Source organism: Mycobacterium sp. OAS707 (assembly GCF_014873705.1).
Classification (GTDB): Bacteria; Actinomycetota; Actinomycetes; order Mycobacteriales; family Mycobacteriaceae; genus Mycobacterium.
On the sequence record NZ_JADBDS010000001.1, the window covers coordinates 631,259 to 655,121 of the forward strand.

Here is a 23,863-nt window from a genome sequence, read left to right on the forward strand (position 1 = left end):
GATTCGGCCCTGCAAGCAGGCCTCATACCGCCACAGGGGCCTTGATCGCCGGGTGCGGGTCGTAGTTGACGATGGCGACGTCGTCGAAGGTGTAGTCGAAGATCGAATCACGCGGCGCCAGAACGAGTTCCGGGTATGGCCGCGGGTCGCGGGACAGCTGCTCGGTGACCTGCTCGACGTGGTTGTCGTAGATGTGGCAGTCGCCGCCGGTCCAGATGAAGTCGCCGACCTGCAGTCCGGCCTGCGCGGCCATCATGTGGGTGAGCAGCGCGTAGCTGGCGATGTTGAACGGCACACCGAGGAACAGATCGGCGCTGCGCTGGTAGAGCTGGCAGGACAGCCGCCCGTCGGCTACGTAGAACTGGAAGAACGCATGACACGGCGGCAACGCCATCTGTGGGATTTCGCCGACATTCCAGGCCGACACGATGTTGCGTCGCGAGTCCGGATCGGACTTGAGCAGCTCGAGTGCTGCGCTGATCTGGTCGATGTGCTCGCCCGACGGCGTCGGCCACGACCGCCACTGCGCACCATAAACCGGGCCCAGATCGCCTGTGTCGCTTGCCCATTCATCCCAGATGGAGACACCACGCTCCTGCAGCCACCGCACATTCGAGTCGCCGCGCAGGAACCACAGCAGCTCGTAGATCACGGACTTGGTGTGCACCTTCTTCGTGGTGATCAGCGGGAAGCCGGCCGAAAGGTCATAGCGCATCTGGTGGCCGAACAGGCTTCGAGTTCCGGTGCCGGTGCGGTCCGATTTCGGTGTGCCGCGCTCGAGCACGAGCCGCAGCAGATCCTCGTACGGCGTGGCAATGGGCACGTCGGTCAGCTTACTGTCGGCGCAGCGGGTAGAACGGATGCCATGCCGAGTATCTCTGCAACCGTCACCACGCCCGACGGCGCCTGCCCCGTCACCCTGCACACCCCGAACGGAACCGGCCCATGGTCGGCGGTCGTGATGTATCCCGACGCCGGCGGTGTCCGGCCGACCTTCCAGGAGATGGCCGCGCGGCTGGCCGGCTTCGGACACGCCGTGCTGCTGCCCGACGTGTACTACCGCGACGGTGACTGGGAGCCGTTCGACATGGAGACCGTGTTCGGCGACCCCGAGCAGCGCAAGCGGCTGATGACGATGGTGGGCAGCCTCACGCCCGACATGATCGCCTCCGACGCGACGGCATTCTTCGACTTCCTGGGGTCGCGACCCGAGGTGAAGGGCGACGCGTTCGGCGTCTGCGGTTACTGCATGGGCGGGCGGACGTCGGTGATCGTCGCGGGCCGGGTGCCCGACCGGGTGGCGGCGGCCGGCTCGTTTCACGGCGGCGGCCTGGTCACCGACGACGCCGGCAGCCCGCACCTGCTCGCCGACCAGATGAAGGCGACGGTGTACGTCGCGGGCGCCGAGAACGACGCCAGCTTCACTCCCGAACAGGCCGAGACGCTCGACAAGGCGCTGACCGCCGCCGGCGTCACACACACGGTCGAGTTCTATCCGGCCGCCCACGGTTTCGCGGTGCCCGACAACCCGCCATACGACGAGGACGCCGCAGAGCGGCACTGGATCGCGCTGCAGCAGCTGTTCGGGTCAGCACTGCCGAATTGACGGTTTCGCTGCGGGCACTGAATCGGGCCACTCTCGCTCGACAGCTGCTTCTGCAGCGCTCACCGATGGGCGCACTCGCCGCGATCGAACACCTGGTCGGCATGCAGGCGCAGGCACCGTTCGCGCCGTACTACGGCTTGTGGAGCCGGCTCGACGGCTTCACCGGCGATGAACTGTCCGGCCTGCTCACGGCCCGAAAAGCGGTCCGGATCGTGCTGATGCGCGGCACCATCCACCTCGTCTCGGCGAAAGACTGTCATCGGCTGCGTCCACTGATCCAGCCGGCGCTCGATCGGATGCTGCGCAGCAACACCGCGCATGGCAAGGCGCTGGCCGAAATCGATGTCCCGGCAGTCGTCGAGGCCGCCCAGCGGCTTCTTGACGCAGAACACCTGACCCCGGCGGATTTCGGTGTGCGGCTCGCCGAGCAGTGGCCCCAGACGCCGCCGGGAGCACTGGCCGAGGCAGCGCGCAGCAAGTTGCCGTTGGTGCAGGTTCCGCCGCGGGCGCTGTGGCAGCGCAGCCGACAAGTCCGGCTGACCACCGCGACTGCCTGGCTGGGCAAGCCGCGCGGCAAGCCAGTGACGATCGACGAACTGGTGATGCGGTATGTCAAGGCGTTCGGCCCAGCGAGCGCTGCCGACGTGCAGACGTGGAGCGGGCTCACCCGGCTGGGCGAGGTTCTCGAGCGACTGAAGTTGATCCGACTGAAAAGCGAAGACGGGCAGACGCTTTACGACGCCCCAAACGCTCCGCGGCCCGATCCCGATGCACCGGCGCCGGTGCGGCTGGTCGCACCGTTCGACAACGTACTACTCTCACACGCCGATCGCTCGCGGGTGATATCTGGCGAGGACCGCAAGCGGTTGTTCTCGGGAAAGAACGGGGTGTTTCCCGGCACCGTGCTGGTTGACGGATTCGTCTCGGGGACATGGGAACTCGTCGGCAGGGGTGATCAGACCAGCATGCAGGTGCGGCCGTACCGTCACATCGATGTTGTCGACGAAGTGATCGACGAGGGGAATCGCTTGCTGCAGTTGGCGTTCGGGGTAAGCGAGCCGCACGTGGAGATTACTCGTCAGCGTCGTTTGAGCGTCGGAAACGGGTGACGGCGCGCAGTAGACCCCGGCCGGCGTAAATGCCTGCCACGATCGACACGATGATCATGACGATGAACATCACCAGCCAGTTGGCCCGGCTGTGGCTGACGTTCCACCAGACGATGGTGAAGAGAATCGCGCACAAAAACACCACGATGTCTCGCCAGTTACCGGTGTAGGACATCGCGGCGATCCGGATTTCACGACTGCGCTCATCGGCCTTGATAAGGCTCTCGATCCGTCGGTCGATGCTTTCCTTGAGCCGTGCTTTGAGTTCGGGGCGATCGTCCGGGATCCGCTCGAGCAGATCCATATCTTTGGCGATGTTGCCGCGTACATCTGGTGGTTTGAGGTTGCCGGCGGCAACGCCCAGCAGCGCCCCACCTGCGATCGGCGCTGCACCCAAGGCGAGTTCAGCAATACCGGGCATGTCTCCTCCGTTATCCCGTGGGCTCGCCGGTGGCCTGGAAGATGACCCGGCGTCCGATCTCGACGGCGTGGTCGGCGAACCGTTCGTAGTAGCGGCCGAGCAAGGTCACGTCGACGGCGGCAGCGACACCGTGTTTCCACTCCCGGTCCATCAGCACCGAGAACAGGTGCCGGTGCAGGTTGTCCATGTCGTCGTCATCGTCGTCGAGTTGTGCCGCTCGGTCTGGATCTCCAGACACCACAACGTCTTTGACGCTGTTACCGATGTCAACGGCGATGCGGCCCATCTCGGTGAAGTAGCCGTTGACCTCCTCAGGCAGCGCCTTTGCAGGATGGCGGCGACGGGTGAGCTTGGCGACGTGCAGCGCGAGAGCGCCCATCCGGTCGACGTCGGCGAGATTCGACAACGAGCTGATGACGAGGCGCAGATCACCGGCGACCGGAGCCTGCAAGGCAAGTAGCGTGATCACCGCTTCTTCGGTCTTCTTGATGCGTAGCGTGAACGCCTCGTGATCGGCGATCACCTCTTCGGCCAATACGAGGTCGGCCTGCAGCAAGGCCTGGGTAGCGCGTTCCATCGCCGCTCCGGCCAACCCACAGAGTTCGGCGATATCGGCGGTCAGGGCATGTAGCTGCTCTTGAAAAGCCGTTCGCATAGCGTCACTTTATGGCGTGGGCAGTCTGCGCAACCGCGCAGAGAGCCGCTTCGCCTCTTCGAGCTGCTCCCGCAAACGCAGCAACCTGGCCGGTGTGTCGACATCGTGGCGGCTGCGGCCGCGTCGGTCGTCCCACTGCTTCTCCGCCCTGCGTACCTGTGCACGCAGCGTCGCGACTTCGGCCGAAAGGATGTCGGCGAACAGCGCCGCCTGCGCGATGTCACACGCTCCCATCGCACCGCGCTTGGTGTGTACGGCCTTGTCCCCCATCGATCAATGCCTAACCGAAAAGTGTCTGCTTGACCAGAGAATTAACCGGACTGCCGACATCATGCATGCCGGCTCACTGACGATACCGCCAGGTGTGCAGGACCATCAGCAGAATCGTCGCCATGACAAGCGCGAGCCCGTTCAGCATCCGATCCCCAGTCACTCCATCAGCTGAGCGGCGACGGTCGCGCCGAGCTCCCAACAGGATTCAAGGTCGTCTTTGCCCGGCTTGCCCGACACCGCCACGTACTCAGCGGCTTTCACCCAACCTAGCCCGGTCGTGATCGCGGTGACTCCCTTTTCGGCCCCCTCGGTGCCCTCGTTGCCGTGCAGGTACAGGCCGAACGGTCGTCCTCGCGTCGCGTCGAGACACGGGTAGTAACAAACATCGAACGCGTGCTTGAGTGCGCCGCTCATGTACCCGAGGTTCGCCGGCGAGCCCAGGAGATAACCGTCAGCCTCCAGCATGTCGGCCGGTGAAACAGTGAGCGCCGGACGCCGCACAACCTCCACGCCCTTAATGTCGGGGTCGGTCGCACCCTTCAAAGCGGCCTCGAACATCTCCTGCATGTAGGGCGACGGGGTGTGGTGCACGATCAGCAGCGTCTTACTCATTGCTGCCGCTCCTGCATATCGACGGCCTTGCGCATCGTCTCGCGAGCGCGGCCGCGATCACCCGCATAGTCATACGCACGTGCCAGCCGGTACCACCGCCGCCAGTTGTCGGGATCGGCTTCCAGTTCGCCGCGGACGGTCTCGAACAGCGCGTCGGCGGCGTTCCGCTCGATCCGCCCGGAGGGCATCCGCGGCAGGGAGCTGACGTCGAGCTCCATCCCCTCTTCCTTGGCCATGCGCGCCAGGCGCTGGTGCGCGAGGCCGGCTCTCAGCGTGCTGACCATCACCCAGATCCCGATCAACGGCAGGCCCATCAACGCAAGACCGAGGCCGATGGCGGCGGGCCGGCCCGACGTGACGAACGCCATCGCGATGCGGCCGAGCATGAGGAAGTACACGACCAGGGCCACGCACATGAAGCCGATCACCAGCTGAATGCGCAGTGCGCGCGCCCCATCGCTCATGTCAGGTCGAGGAAAGGCTCGAGACCCACTGTGAGACCGGGATGTCCGCCGACCTCTCGCACGGCCAGCAGGACGCCGGGCACGAACGAGGTGCGGTCCAGGCTGTCGTGCCGGATCGTCAGGGTCTCCCCCTGGGTGCCGAACAGCACCTCTTGATGAGCGACCAGCCCGGCCAGCCGCACGGAGTGGACCGGGATGCCGTCGACGTCGGCACCGCGGGCCCCCTCGATGCCGGTACTGGTGGCATCGGGATTGGGCGGCAAGCCTTTTCGAGCCTCTGCAATGAGGCGGGCGGTGCGAGCCGCGGTGCCCGACGGGGCATCGGCCTTGTGCGGGTGGTGCAGTTCAATGACTTCGGCAGACTCGAAGAAGCGGGCGGCCTGCTTGGCGAAATGCATTGAGAGCACCGCGCCGATGGCGAAGTTCGGTGCGATGAGCACCGCAACGCCGGGCTTGTCTTTGACCCAGCTCCCGACCTGGTTCAGGCGTTCGTCGGTGAATCCGGTGGTACCGACCACGGCGTGGATTCCGTTGTCGATCAAGAACTTCAGGTTGTCCATCACGACATCAGGGTGGGTGAAGTCGATGACGACCTCGGTCTGGCTGTCGGAGAACAGGCTCAACGAATCGCCGGCGTCGACCCCAACCGTGAAGGTGAGATCTTCCGCCGCCTCGACGGCCGCAACCATGGTCGCGCCGACCTTGCCTTTGGCCCCAAGCACTCCGACTCGCATGGGGCTACCCTAGCTTCCGGCAGCTTGGGTCGACCCCGCCAGAGTTCAGCACGCCACGTCGACGTACACCGTCATCGCGGTGACGGTGGTGACGATGTCGTCCATCGCACCGGGTGCCCCGGAGTCCATGCGGCTGAATGTCTGCCCTGGCCGTACCGCGCTGACCACACAGTGGTCGAGTGGTGCCGTATCGAGCTTGTTGACGATCACTTCGAATCCGCTGGCGCGCAACTGGCTGATCGTTTGAGATGCGTCAGCGGCTGCCGACGGCGCCGCGGTGGCGGTACCGGCGAAACCCGAGGCGGCGGCGCCGAGGGCGATGACCGACAGGATGAAGGACTTCATTGGTCTTCCTTTCGAAGTGGCTTTCCTGACTGTGGTGTGCCGACGCCCGCCATTCGTTACACCCACCGGCGCCGACGGCTGGTGCGCTACAGCAACAAGCTGAAGAGTTCCTGAAATGGCTGTGAACATTGCCGCCAGCGCTGCCTTTATTTGCGCTCACGTCGATTATTACAAATGGGAATTTTGCAAGCTGAACCTTCGCCTGGGCAAGCCTCCCGCATGCATTGCCCGTGGCGGCGCCGCACCGTGATGTGGAACGTAGCTGCTAGACCCGTAAGATTAGCCCACCAAACGCTCCCTCGACACCAATGCCCAGGCAAAACTCGGCCGCACTCGACGCGCGTAAAAAAATCTTCCTGATTTTGCTCTGTCAACCAGACCATTAGTGGCATTATGTTGCTCGCTGATCTAGAACTATTAGCTGTCCGGCGTGCAGAACTGCATTCGGCAACGAAAGGTATCTCGGGGCGATGGCCAAACACAGCAAGACGAAAACTTCCAGGAAGCTCAAAGTAACGACCTACCTCGCTGCCGGCGTCATCGCCAGTGGTGGCGGCGCAGCCGCGCTGACGGCAGCGGTGACCCCTGCCCCGCAGCCAACCGGACCGCATGATGTGCAACTGACCAGCCTTGGTGGCCTACTCGGCTCGCTGGTGAAGAAAGTGGTGTCGCCGGTGGTGTCGACAGTCTCGAATGTCGTGTCGACGGCTGTGCCGGTCGTGACCGCGGTGCCCACGGTGGCGACGCCGGTCGTGGTGACGACCGTGGACACTCTTGTCGCGCCAACATCGCCGTTGGCGCCCTTGGCGCCGGTGGTGACGCCGCTGATCAGCAATGGCACCACTAACCCCGACGGCACCGCCACCAACGGAGGCTTGTTGATCGGCAACGGCGGCACGGCGACCGCCGCTGGGGCCGACGGTGGCGCCGGGGGCTTGGTCCTCGGCAACGGTGGTGGCTCGCTCACCGGTGACGGCGGCAACGCCGGCCTGGTGTTGGGCAACGGCGGTCTCTCGGGCACCGGCGACGGCGGCAACGGCGCGGTGCTCATCGGCAGCGGCGGCACCTCGCTCACGGGCAACGGCGGCGACTCCGGCATCGTGCTCGGCAACGGCGGTGACTCGATCGTTAGCACCGACACCGACCCGACCACCGGTAACGGCGGACATGCGGGCTTGATCGGTGATGGCGGCGACGGCGCAGGCGCGCTGCTCACGCCGGGCGCCGACGGTGGCAACGGCGGCGACGGCGGCATCCTGATCGGCAGCGGCGGCGACGGCGGAAACGGCACCAGCGCGCTGAGCGGGGCGGCCGGTGACGGCGGCGACGGCGGCAATTCCGGCATCGTGATCGGTGACGCCGGCTCTGGCGGCGACGGCGGCGCGGTGGTCGGCCTCGGCAACACCACTGGCGGCGACGGCGGCGACGGCGGCCACACCGTGCTGCTTGGCTCCGGCGGCGACGGCGGCGACGGCGGCAGCTCCTCTGTCCTGGCCGGCACCTCGACAGGTGGCGCCGGTGGCAGCGGCGGCGACGGCGGAATCGTGACGGGCACGGGCGGCTCCGGCGGCAGCGGCGGCGACGCCACGAGCACGTTGGGCACCGCGACCGGCGGCGCAGGCGGCAGCGGCGCCGACGGCGGTGTGCTCGGTGCCAGCGGCGACGGCGGCTCAGGCGGCGACGCCAAGGCGCTCGGCGCGACCACCGGTGGCGACGCCGGCGACGGCGGTCACACAACCGTGGTCGGCGACGGCGGCAGCGGCGGCACCGGCGGCTCCGCCACCAGCACCGGCACCGGGGGCAGCAGCGATGCCACGGCCGGCGACGGCGGAAGCGGCGGCAACGGCGGCAGCGTGCTCGGCGATGGCGGCACTGCCGGCAGCGGCGGCACGGCCACCTCCGGCAATACCACCCTTCACACCGGTTCGGGCGACGCCACTGGCGGGACCGGCGGCACGGGCGGCACCGGCGGCGGACTGGCAAGTAACGGTGGTGACGGCGGTTCCGGCGGCAGCGCGACAACTGGAACCAACAAGACCGGTGGAACGGCCACGGGCGGCGATGGTGGCGCAGGTGGCACGGCAGGCGTCGGTGGCACCGGCGGCACCGGCGGCACCGGTGGCACCGCAACTGGCAAGACCAGTTCGAGCGGCAGCGACGGCGCCAACGGCTGACACCGCAACAGTTGAAGAGTCGGCGCCCCTACCGAAATCGGTAGGGGCGCCTTCTCTTTGCCGTCACCGGGCCGCCAGTGCGCGGAAGGCCCGCCACGCCTTCGCGATTCCATACTCCGCGACGAGAAGCAACACCGCGCGCACCTGCTCGTCACCGGCACCCGCGGCGTATGCCAGGTCGATGTGCAGACTGAAGGATTCGTCGAGGGTCTGGTTCAACACATCGACCGCGATGCACACCAGTGCCCGCTCACGCGGCGAAAGTTCACCGCTGCCCCACCGCTGGTGGTACTGATTGGCGACGAAACTCGCGAACTCATCGTCCAAATCAGCAAGTGCGGCAAGGGTTTCGGTGGGGAGATCCCAATCGTGGACCGGCTGCGATTCCTTCGCCTCGCCCCGTGAACTCACCTGCTGCAGCGCCACCGCTGCGGTCGGATAACCCGCATACGGTGCCAGATGACGGATCGCCGCCACGCACTCCGCGACGGAAACCCCGTTGGCTTCTGCCATTTGAACGTGCGTCAACAAGGGGAAGCCAAGGTTGACGGTACACAGGTCGGCGGCGAGGAACACGAACGCCTTCTCTCGCATGGTCAACTGCGGTAACGACCACGCGTGCACGCCGACCTCGGCGGCCATCCTGCCGAACGTCGGATCGAGTGCGGCTACCTGATCTTGGTTGGCGAGTTTCACCGTGAGGCCCCCTCGCGAGCCGAGAGGACAGCGGATGAACCGGGCTGCGGGAGGTGGAAGATCCTGCGGCGCAACGCATCGAGTGCCGGTGTCGGCATGAACCGAACTAGATTCGCCAGCACTTGAGCGTCCTTGCCGACGAGGTAACGTGCACGCGGCCGACGCGCCGTCAGCGCCGTCTGCACCTTGCGAGCCACGACATCGGGCGGACTTCCCTTGCGTTCCCGCTTCAGCGCCGCGCTCACCATGCCGAGGTAGGTCTCGCCGTAGAGCTCTTTGCCTGCGGTCCAGAACTCTTCCACGGCGCTCTGCGAATCGTGCCGCAGCTTGTCGATCGCTTCGGTGTGAATGCTCGCCGGTTCCAGCAACACCACGTCGATGTCCCACGGCGCCAACTCTTGCCGGAACGCGTCGGCGATCGACGCGATCGCCGACTTCGACGCGGCGAGCGGACCGCCGAACGGCGGGGTGAACCGATCCCCGATCGAACCGATGATCACGAGCCGCCCCCTGGCCTGGCGAAGCAGCGGAAGGAATGCCTGGGTCACCGCGACCTGGCCGACCACGTTGACCTCGAGTTGCCACCGCAGCGATTCCAGCGGCACGAGTTCCATCGGAACCGCTACCCCGATTCCGGCGTTGTCCACCAACGCATTCAGTCCGGCTGCGCCGACGTGTTCGGTGACGGTCTCGACGGCGTCGCCGATCTGTCCGGCGTTGGTGACATCCATCAGCAACGGTGTGACCGTCTCGGCCATCGGCGCGTCCGCGAGCGCGCGTACCCCCGCATACACATGCCAACCCGCGGCGGCCAGGCGCACCGCGGTCGCCCGTCCGATACCGGTAGAGGCGCCGGTTACGACGACATGTCGAAGAGTGCACGTCATGCTTCCTCCAATTGATTCGCTCGGACAGGAATAAGCCAGCGCTGCAAGTGGTTTCGAAGTGTCTCGGCAGCCCACTCGTCATGGCGCAGTGCGAGGTAACCGTCGGGCCGGATCAGCAGCATCGCGCGCCGATGGATTTCGTATTTGCGCCGCAAGGTATTGCCTGCGTCAACCAGCGTGGTGACCCCGGTATGCAGCGAACCGTACACCGCATCGTCCGGCAGCAGCACGTAGTGCTGGATCAGCGGGAATTCTGTGACCATTCGGGCGATCGGCGGGTAACCCACCGCGAAATCATCCGGTTCGCCAACCAAAACAAGCGAGAACTCGTCGCGCCTGATCACTTCGAACAGCCGGGTGACGGGTGCGGTCCGAGTCCGCGCAACACCGAATCGCCGCACTGGCGCGTCGGGCGCTCGATCACCGGTCACGATGGTTCCGGTCGCCACTGCCCCCGGTGCGCGGTACGAGATGTCGAGCTGCGACAGCGCGCGTTCGATCGTGCTTCTGGCCCGGCGTCGCCCGAGCACCAGCGGGGCGACGTGCTGTCGCGCGAACACCGTCGGTGGGCGCCGCAACAACGTCATCCGCGTCGCGCGCCGGGTTCCCCTCACGGTTCGGCTCGCGGCAGGACGCCGCTCCGCTGCATAGGTGTCGAGCAATTCCGGCTTCGCTTGGCCTGATATCACCGCGGCGAGTTTCCACGAGAGGTTGAACGCATCCTGCACACCGATGTTCAAGCCCTGCGCACCGACCACCGAATGCACATGCGCTGCATCGCCTGCGAGAAATACCCGGCCGACGGACGGCCTTTCCACCGTCCGCTGGTGGATCACGAACCGGGACCGATCGCCGATCTCCACAGCGCGCGCACCGGTAGGGCCGCACGCATCGATCGCCGACTGAACCTCGGCGAGGGTGACCTCACCATCGGGCGCACGACGGGTGTTGTAGGCGATTGCAACGCGATGCCATCCGCCGACGAGTGGAAAGTACGCGACGAAGTCGCCTCTGTTGAGGTAGGCGTATAACTCGTCCATCGGCAGATGCCAATCAATGCGGACATCCACCGTGGCGAACTCTTCGCGGAATGCTCCACCTTCGAACTGCAGACCCAACAGATGGCGCACCGAGCTGTGCGCCCCGTCAGCACCGATCATCCAGTCCGCCCGGACGTGCTCGGATTGTCCATCAGCACAACGTAATACGACATCGACGCCGGCGTGGTTCTGTGTGAAACCAACCAGCTGCACGCCGGATTCCACTGCTCCGCCAAACTCTTCCAACCGCTGCCGCAGAATCTCCTCCGTTTGGTTCTGCGGCAGCATCAACAGATAGGGATACGGGGTGTCAAGCCGGCCGAGGTCGAAATGCGCGATCGGGCGTTCCTCACTCAGGATGTGAAACTTGCGCACCGGAAGCCCCCGTTCCACAGCAGCATCGACCACACCGAGCCGTTCGAAGAGTTCGAGTGTTCTGGCTTGGATGCCGGCGGCTTTGGTGCTGACGTTGTGGAAACGCTCCGCGTCCACGCATCGCACAGTCACACCGCGGCGCCGCAGTTCTGCGGCTGCGGTCAGACCGACCGGTCCAGCTCCTACGACGAGGACATCGACGTGATGACGGTTCATGATGCGTCCGGGAAGGCGGGCAACACGTACCGCGCGAAAAGGCGCATCTGCTCCAGCATTTCGTCGACGGTGTCGGCGACGAACAGCGTCGCGAAGAAGCCGTCGAGACCGGCCTCCTCGAACGCCGCCACCTTCGCGCAGACCTCGTCCGGCGTGCCGATGAGGTTGTCGGCCAGGTACTTGTCGAGATCGACGCCCTTCATCATGGTGTCCTTGAGCGATCGCCGGAACAGATCGAACGTGGACCGCTCGAGGCGATCGCGCGCCTCTTGGGTCGTGTCCGCGATGCACACAACCGATTGCAGCCCGATCGTTACGGCTGCGGGGTCGCGGCCCGCCGCCCGCGCATAGCTCGACACCGTCGCCCGGCCCGCGGCGATCTCGGCCGGCCCGATCTTGGCGGGCAGCCAACCTTCGCAACGCTCACCGGCACGTCGAAGAGCGCCCTTGCCGTTGCCGCCGGAAAAGATCGGCAACGGATCCTGTACGGGTTTCGGATACGATTCGACGTCGAGGAACCGCCGGTACTTACCTTCGTAGCTGGATCGCGGCTTTTCGAAGAGCTCGCGCAGCGACTCGATGCCCTCGGCCATCAGGTCGACTCGCGACGCCTCGGCGAGATCAGGTACGACGCTTTCGAATTCGTCGCGGTATCCGCCTGCCGCCACCGCGAGAGTGACGCGGCCACCGCTGATGTGGTCAAGCGTGGCCACCTGTTTGGCGAGCAGGACCGGCTCACGCATCGGCAGCACCAGAATGCCGGTGCCCAGCCGGACCACCGAAGTCTTCGCGGCGATGGTCGCCAACATCATCAACGGCTCGAAGTAATCCGGCGGCTGCGGCCACGCCTCCCGGACGAACCGCTGAGTGCTCAGATGATCGTTACCAGAAACCTCGTGGTATCCGAGCTGCTCGGCCTCGACCGCGATCCGGACCACCTCGTCGGCGGTGGCGAACGGGACCGGATACGCCATCCCGGCCAAGCAGGTGGGGACGTCGACTCCAAACTTCATGCCGCCCACAATGACGCGCGTACCGCAGCCACCGAATCTGTCGGATGACTGTATTCAGGGCAAGTCCAGACCCGCGAGTTCGTGCCGACCGGCCACCCCGAGCTTCGGAAACGCCTTGTACAGGTGATAGCCGGCGGTGCGCGGGCTGATGAACAGCTGTGCGCCGATGTCCCGGTTGGACAGGCCCGCGGCAGCCAGACGTACGACTTGCAGTTCCTGCGGCGTCAGCTGCGCGCCGCCCGTTTCAGCGGCCGCGGCGACGCTCTCCCCCGTCGCCCGTAGCTCGGCCCTTGCGCGTTCGGCCCACGAGCGGGCACCGATCCGTTCGAACACCCGCAGCGCACCCCGCAGCGGTTCCCGAGACTCGGATCGGCGCCGCATTCGTCGCAGCCATTCGCCGTAGAGCAGTTCGCTACGCGCCCGTGCCATTGGCCGATTGATGTCGTCGTACAGCCGAATGGCCGCCTGGTAGTGCGCTTCTGCTTCATCGTCGGTGCCCAGCAGCGCGCGACAGCGATGCAGGTGCGCCCTGACGACAGGGTTGTCACGGTGGGCAGTCCACCGCTCATAGATCGCGATCGTCTCCGCCGCGCGTTCCGGCTGTCCGCTGCGCGCGGCGGCCTCGGCCCACTCCGGCGGCGACAGGTAGGCAAACGTCGGATGCCGGCGCAGCCGCGGCGGCAACGACGCCAGCCGTTCGAGCGCGGCGGCATAACGTCCGAACCCGAGTTCGAGCACCGCCAGCGCGAGCACCGCTAGTCCGACGCTGGATGAATGTCGTTCCACGCCACGGTGTATCGCTTCGCCCGCCAGCGCGACGCAGGTTTCCTCGTCACCTGTCATCGCGGTGATCCTCGCGACAACGCCGCGCAGGTTCACCGCCGAGTGCAGCTGGCCGGTGTCCTCTGCGATCTGCACACCCTCGTTCGCGGTGCGCAGCGCCTCACGTAACCGGCCTGCCACCAGCGCCGCCTGCGAATGCTGCAGCAGGATGTGCGGCAGGCCACCGATCAGCCCGCGCTCCCGCGCCTCCACCAGCATCCGCTCGGTCTGTGCCCACGCTTCGTCGGCGTCACCGATGATCATCAACAGAAACGCACTGTGAATTGCGAGATTGCCGATCGTCATCCCTAGCTGCTCGGGGCGGATTGCCCGCACCGCGGGTGGCAACGGCGGAACCTTGTCCACATCCTCCCCGCACTGCAGCCTGGCGAGGATCGAACTGGCCGTCAGCATCGGACGCAGTGGATGATCCGGGGCCAGCGGCAACGAGTCGATGAGCTCAACGGTGCGCGCCAATTCCGGTGCGTCGTCGGCGAAGTACGCCATCCTCACCACTTCGATCAGCATCCTGGCGGCTTCTTCGCTGTCGCGGTCGCAGACCATCTCGGCGCCTGCGAGCACCATCTCCGAGGCGTGCCTGGGGGTGCCACGCTCGAACTCCAGCCGCGCACGGACCCAGGTGAGCTTCGCCAATGCCCGCGGGTCTTCGGTCAGCGCCGACGCATCCCGTGCGAGTCTGGCCGCCCTGTCCAACTGAGCCGCATCACGCGCGCTCATCGCCGCGGCCGCCAACCGTGCGCCGCGCACGATCGGATCCGCGGTCAGACGGGCCGCCCGCTCATGTGCCGCCGCACTGGCTGCGTATCCTCCCCGCGCGTCGGCACGCAGCGCAGCGGCCTCCATCGCATCTGCCGCGTTGTCGTCGAATCCGACGGCCGCGGCGGCGAGATGCCACGCCCGTCGATCAGGCTCCGGCAGCGAGTCTGCAAGCGCGCGATGGACGGTGATCCGATCGGCCGCGGTCGCCCGGCCGTACACCGCCGACCGGATCAACGGGTGCCGAAACGTGACCACACCCTCGTCGAGGCGAATCAGCCGGTTGCGTTCAGCTGGCTCAAAGTCGTTCAGCCCCAGCTCTATTCGCTGAGCCGCCGAAAGCACCACCCCCATCTCGCCGGTGTCCTCCGCAGCCGCGACAAGCAGCGCCAGCCTCGCCGCCGCCGGCAGCCGATCCACCTGCGAACCGAATGCGTCGAGCACCCTGCGCGCGGCAGAGGTGAGCCCGCCGCCCACGGTGGGTGGCACCCCGGCGGCTCGATCACCGGACCGCGCTGCCGCGGCCAATTCGAGCAGTGCCAAGGGATTGCCACCGGTCTCTTCGATCAACCGGGCCCGCAGATCGGGCGCGAGGTCGCCGGCCTGTTCGGCCAGCAGCGCACCTGCCGCCGATTCGCTCAGGCCGCCCAGGTTCATCACCGGAAGCCCTCGAAGGTCGGCCGCGCTGTCGCGTACCGCCAGCAGCAGCACCACACCCTCTGCACCCAGTCGGCGAGCGGCGAACAGCAGCGCGTCTCGCGAGGCCCGGTCCAACCAGTGGGCATCGTCGACCAGACAGAGCAACGGTCGGTCGCCGCCTGCTTCGGACAGCAGTGTCAACGTGGCGAGACCGGCCAGGAAACGGTCCACGCCAGGCGCTTCCGCTAAACCGAATGCCGCCTGCAACGCCGACGCCTGCGCCGAGGGCAGCGAGTCCAGCCGGTCGAGGCAGTCGTGAAGCAGCAGATGCAGTGCGGCGAACGGCAGTTCGGCCTCGGACTCGACGCCAGTGCACCGCAGTACCCGAAAGTCCTTGGCCTCGGCGGCAACATGCTCGAGCAAGGCCGTCTTTCCGCTGCCTGCCTCGCCGGTAAGCACGAGCACTGAGCTGCGACCGGTCCGCGCATCCGCGAGCAACTCACGGATGTCGCCCAGCTCCGCCGCCCGCCCGTGCAGCATGAAACCAACTTATAGCGGTGACGCTCCGCGGAGATGTTCGAAGATCAACGACGTCTGAGTGCCTGCCACGTCGGCGTCGGCGTTGAGATTCTCCACCACGAACGCGCGAAGATCGTCGGTGTCACGTGCGGCAACGTGAAGGATGAAATCGTCCGCGCCCGCGAGGAAGTAGACATCCATCACCTGCGGCCTGGACCGGATGTGGGCGATGAAGTTGCGGATCTTGCCGCGGGCATTGGACTGCAGGCTCACCGAGATCATCGCCTGCAGTGTGAGACCGATAGCGGCGGGATCGATGTCGGCATAGAAGCCACGAATGACGCCGAGCTCCTGCAGTCGACGTACGCGGCCGTGGCATGTGGACGGTGCGACGCCGATGAGTTCGGCCAGGGCACTGTTGGACATCCGCGCATCGGCGTGCAGGGCGGTCAGGATGCGCCGGTCGACGTCATCGATCTCGACCGGCCGAACATCCTTCGACGGCCGGGCGGGCGCCGGCACCGTTTTCGTGACTCCTTCTGACATACCGCTACCTTATCGAAGAGTATTCGGAGTGATTGCCATTACATCGAAAGTTCTTCACACTTTGATAGGAAACCACGACTTTTAGGAGCCGTCATGCGCGTCGGAATCCCGACCGAGATCAAGAACAACGAGTACCGCGTCGCGATCACCCCCGCCGGGGTCGCGGAGTTGGTTCATCGCGGCCACGAGGTGATCATCCAGGCCGGCGCCGGCGAGGGGTCGGCCATCACCGATGCAGACTTCAAACGAGCGGGCGCCCAGCTGATCACCAGCGCCGACCAGGTGTGGGAAGAGGCCGACCTGCTGCTCAAGGTCAAGGAGCCGATCGAGGCCGAGTACGCCCGGCTGCGCAAGGGCCAGACCCTGTTCACCTACCTCCACCTCGCCGCGTCCAAGCCGTGCACCGATGCACTGCTCGCGTCGGGCACGACGTCGATCGCCTACGAGACGGTGCAGACCGCCGACGGTGCCCTGCCGCTGCTCGCCCCGATGAGCGAGGTCGCCGGACGGCTTGCCGCCCAGGTCGGTGCCTACCACCTGATGCGCACCCAGGGCGGTCGCGGCGTGCTGATGGGCGGCGTCCCCGGCGTCGCTCCTGCGAAGGTCGTTGTGATCGGCGGCGGCATGGCAGGCGACAACGCCGCCGCCGTCGCTTGGGGCATGGGCGCGCACGTCACCGTGTTCGACCTCAACATCAACATTCTGCGCAAGATCGATGCCGAATATGGCGGCGCCATCGAGACCCGTTACTCCTCGAGGCTGGATCTGGAAGATGCCGTCAAGCAGGCCGACCTGGTCATCGGTGCGGTTCTGGTGCCCGGCGCCAAGGCGCCCAAGCTGGTGACGAATTCGACTGTCGCGCATATGAAGTCGGGTGCGGTGTTGGTCGACATCGCGATAGATCAGGGCGGCTGCTTCGAGGATTCCCGGCCGACCACCCACGACGATCCGACCTTCGCCGTGCACGACACGCTGTTCTACTGCGTGGCCAATATGCCAGGCGCAGTGCCCCGCACGTCGACCTATGCGCTGACCAACGCGACGATGCCCTATGTGCTCAAGCTGGCCGACAAGGGTTGGCAGGCCGCCTGTCAGGCCGATGCGGCACTGGCCAAGGGCCTGTCCACGCATGAGGGCGCGCTGCTCTCCGGGCAGGTCGCGGCCGACCTCGACCTTCCGTTCACGGAGCCTGCCGCCGTGCTGGCCTGACGCTTCCCACCCCCGCGAACCCGGGCGCCGCAATCGAGCGGTGCCCGGGTTTGCTGTTGCGTGGGGTCAAGACGCGACAACCGTAGGGATTCGCCTGATTCCCACATCTGGGAATTGCCATACCGTCATCTCCCGTACCGGAGACTCGACGAACAGGTGGCCACTGTGCAGGTTCAGCAAATTGTTGGAAGCGACAATTATAGTGCTGTCTCACTCTCGGCGATGCCACCCCAAGAACGGGCTTGCAGTCCCATTCATGGGAATGGGTGCCGCGTTTTTCCACGTCATCAGGTCGGCGGGGATGGCCGCGATGACACCGCCGTCACGAGCGCGGACCATCCACGGCTATTTGCTGCTGTCAGGGACTGAAAAATTCGACACAATCTCAGATTCAATGGAACTACGCGTGTGAATTTGGCGTGGAAGGGCATACGCTCTTAGCACGCATGGACGGTGCCAGGAGGGTGAAGCCCCACGGCAGGGAAGGAAAACAGGACATCCAACCGCCTCCAGCGCGCACGCAGCGGCGTTGAGCCAGGTGCCACGGGAGGCCCGGTCGCCCGGCCGCGAGGGGTTGTCGGGCGACCAGGTCACCCTTACAAGTGGAGTTGCTCAAATCGCCGCTCCGGGGACGTGTCGAGCGATTCCGGTCGAGACTTCACCCACGCGGCGTGTGAATTGCCGCGAAAGACCGCCCCGTGGCTCACAGCTTGCCGGCACTGTCGGATTGCGAAAACGGCGTTTACCCGATTTCGCAATCTGACTAAGTTGAGTTCGGCCTGGCAAATGTTCAGCACAACCACTGAAACCGCCGAGTGTTCAGCGGATCCGCCCGCTGCCCTGCGAAGCGGCCTGTCAGGCGTGGCCAGATGGCTTACCCATCAACCAAAGCCACACTGGCAGCCCAGTCACGGTGCGATATCGATGGGCACGTCGAGACCAATTCCGAATAGCCACAAATTGAACCGACGTACGCCAGGGCTATCCGCGCATTTTTCGACATTGTGAGCGACGCATTTCATGCACGACGAAATGCGGCTGCCGCCTGTCACGGTATTGCCGACATTGGTCGAAATCGCTTTGGTGGTACGAACTTCCGCGTTTGGCGAACTCGGCGTACAGTGTGGCCGTGCCCACTTTGTCGTGTAGGTGTGGCCACGGGAGAAGTGCACATGAGCACTACCGCGCCGGGACTGACTGCGCGTTGTGCAGGGCAGGCCAGTGCACGCATTACCGATCGATGAATCAATTGCACCGCGTAGATGCCGCGCCGCGGCTGTCGCTGATCCGTCCGCAGTAGCTAGATATCGTCGACGTTGACGATGCCGTCCTGAATGGCCCTGGCCACCAGCGCCGCCTTGGTGGTGGCCGGCCGCCCTACCGCGGCGTACTTGGCACGGACCCGCTGTAGGTGAGTACGAACGGTTGTCGGCGCGATCTGCAGTTGGCGCGCAACGAGATCCTTGCTTTCGGTACGAAACCAGGCGACCAGCACTTCCTTTTCCCGCGGGGCAAGGTTCGCGCGACCGGTCTTGCTGTCGTTGAGCATCGCCAAGGCCATCCGCGGCCCGACATAGGGCCGGCCTGCGCCGGCGGCCCTGATCGCGTCGATCAGATGATCCTTACTCTCTGATTTCGTCAAATAGGTGACCGCGCCGCGCTCCAGCGCCGTCAGGATGACTTCGTCGGTTGCGATGTGCGAGTAAACGATTGCGCGGTGCCGGCGGGAGACAATGCGGTCCAACCCGCTGAAGTCCACACCGTTGCGCTGCTGCGGCAATTCCAGCACGACCGGACCCATGTTCGCCACGGATGGCGAAGGATGCTCGGCGAGAAACTGGTCGGCCGAAAAGTAGGTACCTGCCAACGGAATCCGTGGTTGCGCCTTGCTGCACCACAGCTCGACGGCCGCGTGGGTCGCGTCGTGCTCGTCGACGACTGCCACAGCGCCAGTGCCGATATCCATTCCGTAGTGAATCGCAATCGTTTCGATCGCCACGTCTGCTGCTCCCTCCCCCCGCCGGTCCGCGATGCAGGCGCGGCTCGTCTGCTGGACAAGAACGTATTGCAGAAGGGGCGTCCGAGGAATCAGGTGTTTCCCTCGAACTGGGCCTAACCCATGAATTCGGCTACCAGCAGCGCGGTGAGCTCACCGATCAGCGTCCGCTGGTTCTGGGCCTCGGGGTTGCTGGCCTGCGAACGCGTCATCAGCGCGAGCAGCACGCGTTGACCTGCAGGGCCGTACGCGATGCCCACATCATTGGTGCTGCCGTAGTCGCCGCTGCCGGTCTTGTCGGCCGTGGTCCAGTCCGGTGGCAAGCCGGCGCGCATGCTCGACGTCTCGTTCGCTCGCATCCAATCCTCGAGCTGCTGGCGCTGTTGCGGGGCCAGCGCGTCCCCGGTGAGCAGACTGCGATACCCGCCGCCAAGGGCCTGTGGCGTGCTCGTGTCGCGAGGGTCGCCTGGAACCGCCGAATTCAGCTCGGTCTCCCAGCGATCGAGCCTCGTGCTCGGATCGCCAATGCTGCGGGCGAAGGCGGTGACGGCCGGCGGGCCGCCGATGGTTTTCAGCAGCATATTGCCGGCGGTGTTGTCGCTCACCTGTAATGCTGCCTGGCACAGCTCGTCGAGCGTCATCTCGCCACCGGCGCGCGGCGCCGTCCTCGGCGAGTTCGCGACTATCCCGGCCGGATCGACGAACATTGTTTGGTCCAGCGTCAGCTCACCGTGTTCGACCATCTGCAGCACCCGTGCCGAGGCGTAGGCCTTGAACGTCGAGCACATCGCAAACGCTTCTTGGCTGCGGTGCTCGATGGTGCGGGCGCCGTCGACATCAACGGCGAACACGCCTACGTACGCGTTGTAACGGCGCTCCAGCGCTGCGATGCGGTCCTGAATCGGCGGTGCTGGATCCATTGGATCCGCCACCGCGGGTTTGGTCGCATATGCAGAGGCCGCCAACATCAATCCGCCGAGCAGTGCCCGGCGCCGCGACATTCCAGTCATCGGCTCCAGGCTACCGGGTCAGCCCGCGATATTCCGAAGCGGCTGTGGCAGCGACCTTTTCGATCTTTGCGGACCAAGGACAGCGGCGCCATAGGGCCGGGTCAGCAACTGTTGTGCGACGGCGTTGACTTCGGCAAGTGTGACGGCTTCGATCTTGCCGAGGGTGTGCGCGATGCTGCGATGTTCGCCGTAGTTGAGCTCGCTGCGGCCGATACGGTTCATTCGCGAACCGGAGTCTTCCAGTCCGAGCACCAACCCGCCCCGCAGCGAGCCCTTGGCGATGCGGCATTCCGCTTCGGTGATGCCGTCGCGCGCCACCTTCTCGAGCACTTCGGTGGTCACCCGGACCACTTCGTCGAATCGGTCGGGCTGACACCCCGCGTAGACGGATAGCGCCCCGCAGTCGGAGAACGTGTCGATGGTCGAGTACACCGAGTAGGCAAGGCCGCGCGTTTCCCGAATCTCTTGGAACAGCCGGGAACTCAGTCCGCCACCGAGTGCGTTGTTGAGCACCGACAGCGCCCACCGCTGTTCCCAGTGGCGTCCTGGCGTGCGCACACCGAGCATCAGATGCGTCTGCTCACCGTCACGGCGGACCAGTTGCAGCGTCGGCCTGCCGGTGACCCGGCCGGTGCCCTTGCGCGGTGCCACCGGAGTTCGACCGCGAATCAGCCTCGGCCCGAAGTGTTCTCGTGCCAATGACACCACTTCGTTGTGGTCGACATTGCCGGCCACCGCCAGCACCATCCGCTCGGGGATGTAGCGGCGAAGGTGAAACGAGTGCAGTTGCGCGCGTGTCATCGCGGAGATCGAATCGACGCTGCCGATGACGGGACGGCCGACAGGGTGCTCGCCGAACATCGCCGAGAGGAAAACATCGCCGAGCGTGTCTTCCGGGTCGTCGTCGCGCATCGCGATCTCCTCGAGCACGACGTCCCGTTCGACCTCGACGCCCTCGGCAGCACAACGCCCGCGCAGCACCACGTCGGCGACCAGGTCGACGGCCAACTCGAGGTCCGTGTCGAGCACATGCGCGTAGTAGCACGTGTGCTCCCTGGCGGTGAACGCGTTCAGCTCACCACCGACGGCGTCGACCGCCTGCGCGATCTCGACCGCCGTGCGGGACGGCGTCGACTTGAACAGCAGGTGTTCCAGGAAGTGCGCGGCGCCTGCCACGCTGTGTCCCTCGTCGCGCGATCCGACACCGACCCATACGCCAACCGATGCGGAATGCACCGACGGGATGAACTCGGTGACGACACGTAGGCCACCGGGCAAGGTGGTGCAGCGCACCGCGTCCGACGTTTCGTCGGCGCGGGCGCCGCGATGCAGTGCCCGGGACCTAGCTGCTGGCGGTTGCGGCATCGACAGGTGCGTCCGCGGGTGCCTCGGTGGCGGCTTCCGAAGTGTCCTCGTCGACGAGGACCAGCGAGATCTTGCCGCGGTTGTCGATGTCGGCGATCTCCACACGCAGCTTGTCGCCCACCTTGACCACGTCCTCGACCTTGGCGATCCGCTTGCCCCTGCCGAGCTTGCTGATGTGCACCAGGCCGTCGCGGCCGGGTAGCAGGGACACGAAAGCACCGAAATCGGTTGTCTTGACCACGGTTCCGAGGAACCGCTCACCGATCTTGGGCAGCTGCGGGTTGGCGATCGCGTTGATCTTGTCGATCGCGGCCTGCGCGGAAACGCCGTCGGAGGCACCGACGAACACCGTGCCGTCGTCCTCGATCGAGATCTGCGCCCCGGTCTCCTCGGTGATCGAGTTGATCATCTTGCCCTTGGGCCCGATGACCTCGCCGATCTTGTCGATGGGGACCTTGATGGTGGTGATCCGCGGCGCGTACGGGCTCATCTCGTCGGGGCTGTCGATGGCCTCGGCCATCACCTCGAGGATGGTCACCCGGGCGTCCTTGGCCTGGGCCAGCGCGCCGGCCAACACCTGCGAAGGGATGCCGTCGAGCTTGGTGTCCAACTGCAGCGCGGTGACGAAGTCCTTGGTGCCTGCGCACTTGAAGTCCATATCGCCGAACGCGTCCTCGGCGCCGAGGATGTCGGTGAGCGTGACGAAGCGCCGCTCGGTGTTGCCGTCGATCTCGACGTCGTCGGACACCAGGCCCATCGCGATGCCCGCCACCGGCGCCTTGAGCGGCACACCGGCGTTCAGCAGCGACAGCGTCGAAGCACACACCGAACCCATCGACGTGGAGCCATTGGAGCTCAGTGCCTCCGACACCTGCCTGATCGCGTACGGGAACTCCTCGATGCTGGGCAGCACCGGCATCAGCGCCCGCTCGGCCAGCGCGCCGTGGCCGATCTCGCGACGCTTGGGCGAACCGACGCGGCCGGTCTCGCCGGTCGAATACGGCGGGAAGTTGTAATGGTGCATGTAGCGCTTGGACGTCTCGGGTCCCAGCGAGTCGATCTGCTGGGCCATCTTGATCATGTCCAGCGTGGTGACACCGAGGATCTGGGTCTCGCCACGCTCGAACAGCGCACTGCCGTGTGCGCGCGGCACCACGGCCACCTCGGCGGACAACGCGCGGATATCGGTGATGCCGCGGCCGTCGATGCGGAAGTGGTCGGTCAGGATGCGCTGGCGCACAAGCTTTTTGGTCAGCGAGCGGAACGCGGCGCCGATCTCTTTCTCGCGGCCCGCGAACTGCTCTGCCAACCGCTCGACCAACTCGGCCTTGATTTCGTTGGTCCGGTCGTCGCGCTCATGCTTGCCCGCGATGGTCAGCGCCTTGGACAGCTCGTCGGTGGCCACCGACGCGACCGAGTAGTACACGTCGTCGCCGTACTCGGGGAAGACGGGGTACTCGCCGGTCGGCTTGGCCGCACGATCGGCCAGCTCCTGCTGCGCGGCGCACAGCGCCTTGATGAACGGCTTGGCCGCCTCCAGGCCTTCTGCCACAACGGATTCCGTCGGCGCCTGGGCACCGCCGCCGATCAACTCGACGACGTTCTCGGTGGCTTCGGCCTCGACCATCATGATCGCGACGTCGCCGTCCTCGAGGACGCGGCCCGCGACGACCATGTCGAACACGGCCTTCTCGCCCTGCTCGACGGTCGGGAACGCGACCCAGGTGCCGTCGATCAGCGAGACCCGCACCCCGCCGATCGGACCCGAGAAGGGCAGGCCGGCCAGCTGGGTGGACATCGACGCGGCGTTGATCGCCACGACGTCGTAGAGCTCTTGAGGGTCGAGCGACATGACCGTCACCACGACCTGGATCTCGTTGCGCAGGCCGTCGACGAACGACGGCCGCAGCGGCCGGTCGATCAGCCGGCAGGTCAGGATCGCGTCGGTGGAGGGACGGCCCTCGCGGCGGAAGAACGAGCCGGGGATGCGCCCGGCGGCGTACATGCGCTCCTCCACGTCCACGGTCAACGGGAAGAAGTCGAAGTGGTCCTTGGGGCTCTTGCTGGCGGTGGTCGCCGACAGCAGCATCGTCTCGTCGTCGAGGTAAGCGACGGCGGAGCCGGCGGCCTGCTGAGCAAGCCGACCGGTTTCGAAGCGGATGGTGCGGGTGCCGAAGCTCCCGTTGTCGATCACGGCGGTGGATTCGTACACGCCGTCTTCAATTTCGACTACAGACATGGGCGTCCGTATGGCCTCTCTTGGTTCAGTGTTTCACTGTTCAGCTATTTCGCGTCGTCACAGCGTATGAACCACCGGCCTTGATGCGGCTACGGCCATCGATCGAAGCTGTCGGGATTGC

At 65.8% G+C, this 23,863-nt stretch carries 22 protein-coding genes; 4 read left to right on the forward strand and 18 right to left on the reverse strand.

Going from position 1 to position 23,863, the window contains the following annotated elements:
• Nucleotides 1-22: 22 nt before the first annotated feature.
• Nucleotides 23-823: a thymidylate synthase gene (locus GGC64_RS03095; RefSeq protein WP_192720976.1), complete on the reverse strand. Its 801-nt coding sequence runs from the start codon at nucleotides 821-823 to the stop codon at nucleotides 23-25.
• A gap of 42 nt (nucleotides 824-865) precedes the next feature.
• Between GGC64_RS03095 and GGC64_RS03100 the strand changes: the two genes are divergently transcribed.
• The gene (locus tag GGC64_RS03100) at nucleotides 866-1,606 is read left to right on the forward strand and encodes a dienelactone hydrolase family protein (RefSeq protein ID WP_192720977.1); all 741 of its coding nucleotides are present in this window, start codon (nucleotides 866-868) and stop codon (nucleotides 1,604-1,606) included.
• On the forward strand, nucleotides 1,603-2,715 hold the full coding sequence (locus tag GGC64_RS03105) for a winged helix DNA-binding domain-containing protein (protein ID WP_192720978.1): 1,113 nt from the start codon (nucleotides 1,603-1,605) through the stop codon (nucleotides 2,713-2,715). The genes GGC64_RS03100 and GGC64_RS03105 overlap by 4 nt, the downstream gene beginning before the upstream one ends.
• Here the strand turns inward: GGC64_RS03105 and GGC64_RS03110 are convergent.
• The 7 genes from GGC64_RS03110 to GGC64_RS03140 all read right to left on the reverse strand — a co-directional run bounded on the left by GGC64_RS03110 (nucleotide 2,678) and on the right by GGC64_RS03140 (nucleotide 6,219).
• Nucleotides 2,678-3,136, reverse strand: a complete 459-nt coding sequence (locus GGC64_RS03110) for a hypothetical protein (protein WP_192720979.1) — start codon at nucleotides 3,134-3,136, stop codon at nucleotides 2,678-2,680. The genes GGC64_RS03105 and GGC64_RS03110 overlap by 38 nt on opposite strands.
• A gap of 10 nt (nucleotides 3,137-3,146) precedes the next feature.
• Nucleotides 3,147-3,791 (reverse strand): phosphate signaling complex protein PhoU, encoded by a 645-nt coding sequence (phoU, locus tag GGC64_RS03115; RefSeq protein WP_192720980.1) that lies wholly within the window; start codon nucleotides 3,789-3,791, stop codon nucleotides 3,147-3,149.
• Nucleotides 3,792-3,800: 9 nt separating this feature from the next.
• Nucleotides 3,801-4,061, reverse strand: a complete 261-nt coding sequence (locus GGC64_RS03120; protein WP_192720981.1) for a hypothetical protein — start codon at nucleotides 4,059-4,061, stop codon at nucleotides 3,801-3,803.
• 159 nt (nucleotides 4,062-4,220) lie between these two features.
• On the reverse strand, nucleotides 4,221-4,676 hold the full coding sequence (locus GGC64_RS03125) for a flavodoxin family protein (RefSeq protein ID WP_192720982.1): 456 nt from the start codon (nucleotides 4,674-4,676) through the stop codon (nucleotides 4,221-4,223).
• Nucleotides 4,673-5,140: a hypothetical protein gene (locus GGC64_RS03130; protein WP_192720983.1), complete on the reverse strand. Its 468-nt coding sequence runs from the start codon at nucleotides 5,138-5,140 to the stop codon at nucleotides 4,673-4,675. The genes GGC64_RS03125 and GGC64_RS03130 overlap by 4 nt, the downstream gene beginning before the upstream one ends.
• On the reverse strand, nucleotides 5,137-5,874 hold the full coding sequence (dapB, locus tag GGC64_RS03135) for a 4-hydroxy-tetrahydrodipicolinate reductase (RefSeq protein ID WP_192720984.1): 738 nt from the start codon (nucleotides 5,872-5,874) through the stop codon (nucleotides 5,137-5,139). Before dapB ends, GGC64_RS03130 begins: the two co-directional genes overlap by 4 nt.
• Before the next feature lie 45 nt (nucleotides 5,875-5,919).
• A complete protein-coding gene (locus GGC64_RS03140) occupies nucleotides 5,920-6,219 on the reverse strand; it encodes a hypothetical protein (RefSeq protein ID WP_192720985.1) in 300 nt (99 codons plus the stop codon).
• Between the two features lie 470 nt (nucleotides 6,220-6,689).
• On the opposite strand from GGC64_RS03140, the gene GGC64_RS03145 reads away from it, so the two are divergent.
• The gene (locus tag GGC64_RS03145; RefSeq protein ID WP_192720986.1) at nucleotides 6,690-8,393 is read left to right on the forward strand and encodes a hypothetical protein; all 1,704 of its coding nucleotides are present in this window, start codon (nucleotides 6,690-6,692) and stop codon (nucleotides 8,391-8,393) included.
• A 63-nt stretch (nucleotides 8,394-8,456) separates the two neighbouring features.
• On the opposite strand, the gene GGC64_RS03150 is transcribed toward GGC64_RS03145, so the two are convergent.
• From GGC64_RS03150 to GGC64_RS03175, 6 genes are read right to left on the reverse strand one after another with little or no spacing between them, the layout of a single operon-like run.
• Complete coding sequence (locus GGC64_RS03150; protein ID WP_370581957.1) at nucleotides 8,457-9,089, reverse strand: carboxymuconolactone decarboxylase family protein; 633 nt, start codon at nucleotides 9,087-9,089, stop codon at nucleotides 8,457-8,459.
• On the reverse strand, nucleotides 9,086-9,976 hold the full coding sequence (locus GGC64_RS03155; RefSeq protein WP_192720987.1) for an SDR family NAD(P)-dependent oxidoreductase: 891 nt from the start codon (nucleotides 9,974-9,976) through the stop codon (nucleotides 9,086-9,088). The genes GGC64_RS03150 and GGC64_RS03155 overlap by 4 nt, the downstream gene beginning before the upstream one ends.
• A complete protein-coding gene (locus GGC64_RS03160) occupies nucleotides 9,973-11,607 on the reverse strand; it encodes an FAD-dependent monooxygenase (RefSeq protein WP_192720988.1) in 1,635 nt (544 codons plus the stop codon). The genes GGC64_RS03155 and GGC64_RS03160 overlap by 4 nt, the downstream gene beginning before the upstream one ends.
• Nucleotides 11,604-12,620: an LLM class flavin-dependent oxidoreductase gene (locus GGC64_RS03165; protein WP_192720989.1), complete on the reverse strand. Its 1,017-nt coding sequence runs from the start codon at nucleotides 12,618-12,620 to the stop codon at nucleotides 11,604-11,606. The genes GGC64_RS03160 and GGC64_RS03165 overlap by 4 nt, the downstream gene beginning before the upstream one ends.
• Nucleotides 12,621-12,674: 54 nt before the next feature.
• Nucleotides 12,675-15,398 (reverse strand): LuxR family transcriptional regulator, encoded by a 2,724-nt coding sequence (locus tag GGC64_RS03170; RefSeq protein ID WP_192720990.1) that lies wholly within the window; start codon nucleotides 15,396-15,398, stop codon nucleotides 12,675-12,677.
• 9 nt (nucleotides 15,399-15,407) lie between these two features.
• A complete protein-coding gene (locus GGC64_RS03175; RefSeq protein WP_192720991.1) occupies nucleotides 15,408-15,923 on the reverse strand; it encodes an Lrp/AsnC family transcriptional regulator in 516 nt (171 codons plus the stop codon).
• Between the two features lie 93 nt (nucleotides 15,924-16,016).
• Between GGC64_RS03175 and ald the strand changes: the two genes are divergently transcribed.
• Nucleotides 16,017-17,132, forward strand: a complete 1,116-nt coding sequence (ald, locus tag GGC64_RS03180; protein ID WP_192720992.1) for an alanine dehydrogenase — start codon at nucleotides 16,017-16,019, stop codon at nucleotides 17,130-17,132.
• Between the two features lie 1,300 nt (nucleotides 17,133-18,432).
• Here the strand turns inward: ald and GGC64_RS03185 are convergent.
• The 4 genes from GGC64_RS03185 to GGC64_RS03200 form a co-directional block, all read right to left on the reverse strand.
• Nucleotides 18,433-19,131: a LuxR C-terminal-related transcriptional regulator gene (locus GGC64_RS03185; RefSeq protein ID WP_370581958.1), complete on the reverse strand. Its 699-nt coding sequence runs from the start codon at nucleotides 19,129-19,131 to the stop codon at nucleotides 18,433-18,435.
• 113 nt (nucleotides 19,132-19,244) lie between these two features.
• Nucleotides 19,245-20,138: a class A beta-lactamase gene (gene bla, locus GGC64_RS03190; protein ID WP_192720993.1), complete on the reverse strand. Its 894-nt coding sequence runs from the start codon at nucleotides 20,136-20,138 to the stop codon at nucleotides 19,245-19,247.
• 18 nt (nucleotides 20,139-20,156) lie between these two features.
• Entirely contained in the window at nucleotides 20,157-21,503 is a 1,347-nt protein-coding gene (locus GGC64_RS03195) for a pitrilysin family protein (RefSeq protein WP_225951148.1), read from the reverse strand.
• On the reverse strand, nucleotides 21,481-23,742 hold the full coding sequence (locus GGC64_RS03200; RefSeq protein ID WP_192720994.1) for a polyribonucleotide nucleotidyltransferase: 2,262 nt from the start codon (nucleotides 23,740-23,742) through the stop codon (nucleotides 21,481-21,483). Before GGC64_RS03200 ends, GGC64_RS03195 begins: the two co-directional genes overlap by 23 nt.
• Nucleotides 23,743-23,863: the final 121 nt, after the last annotated feature.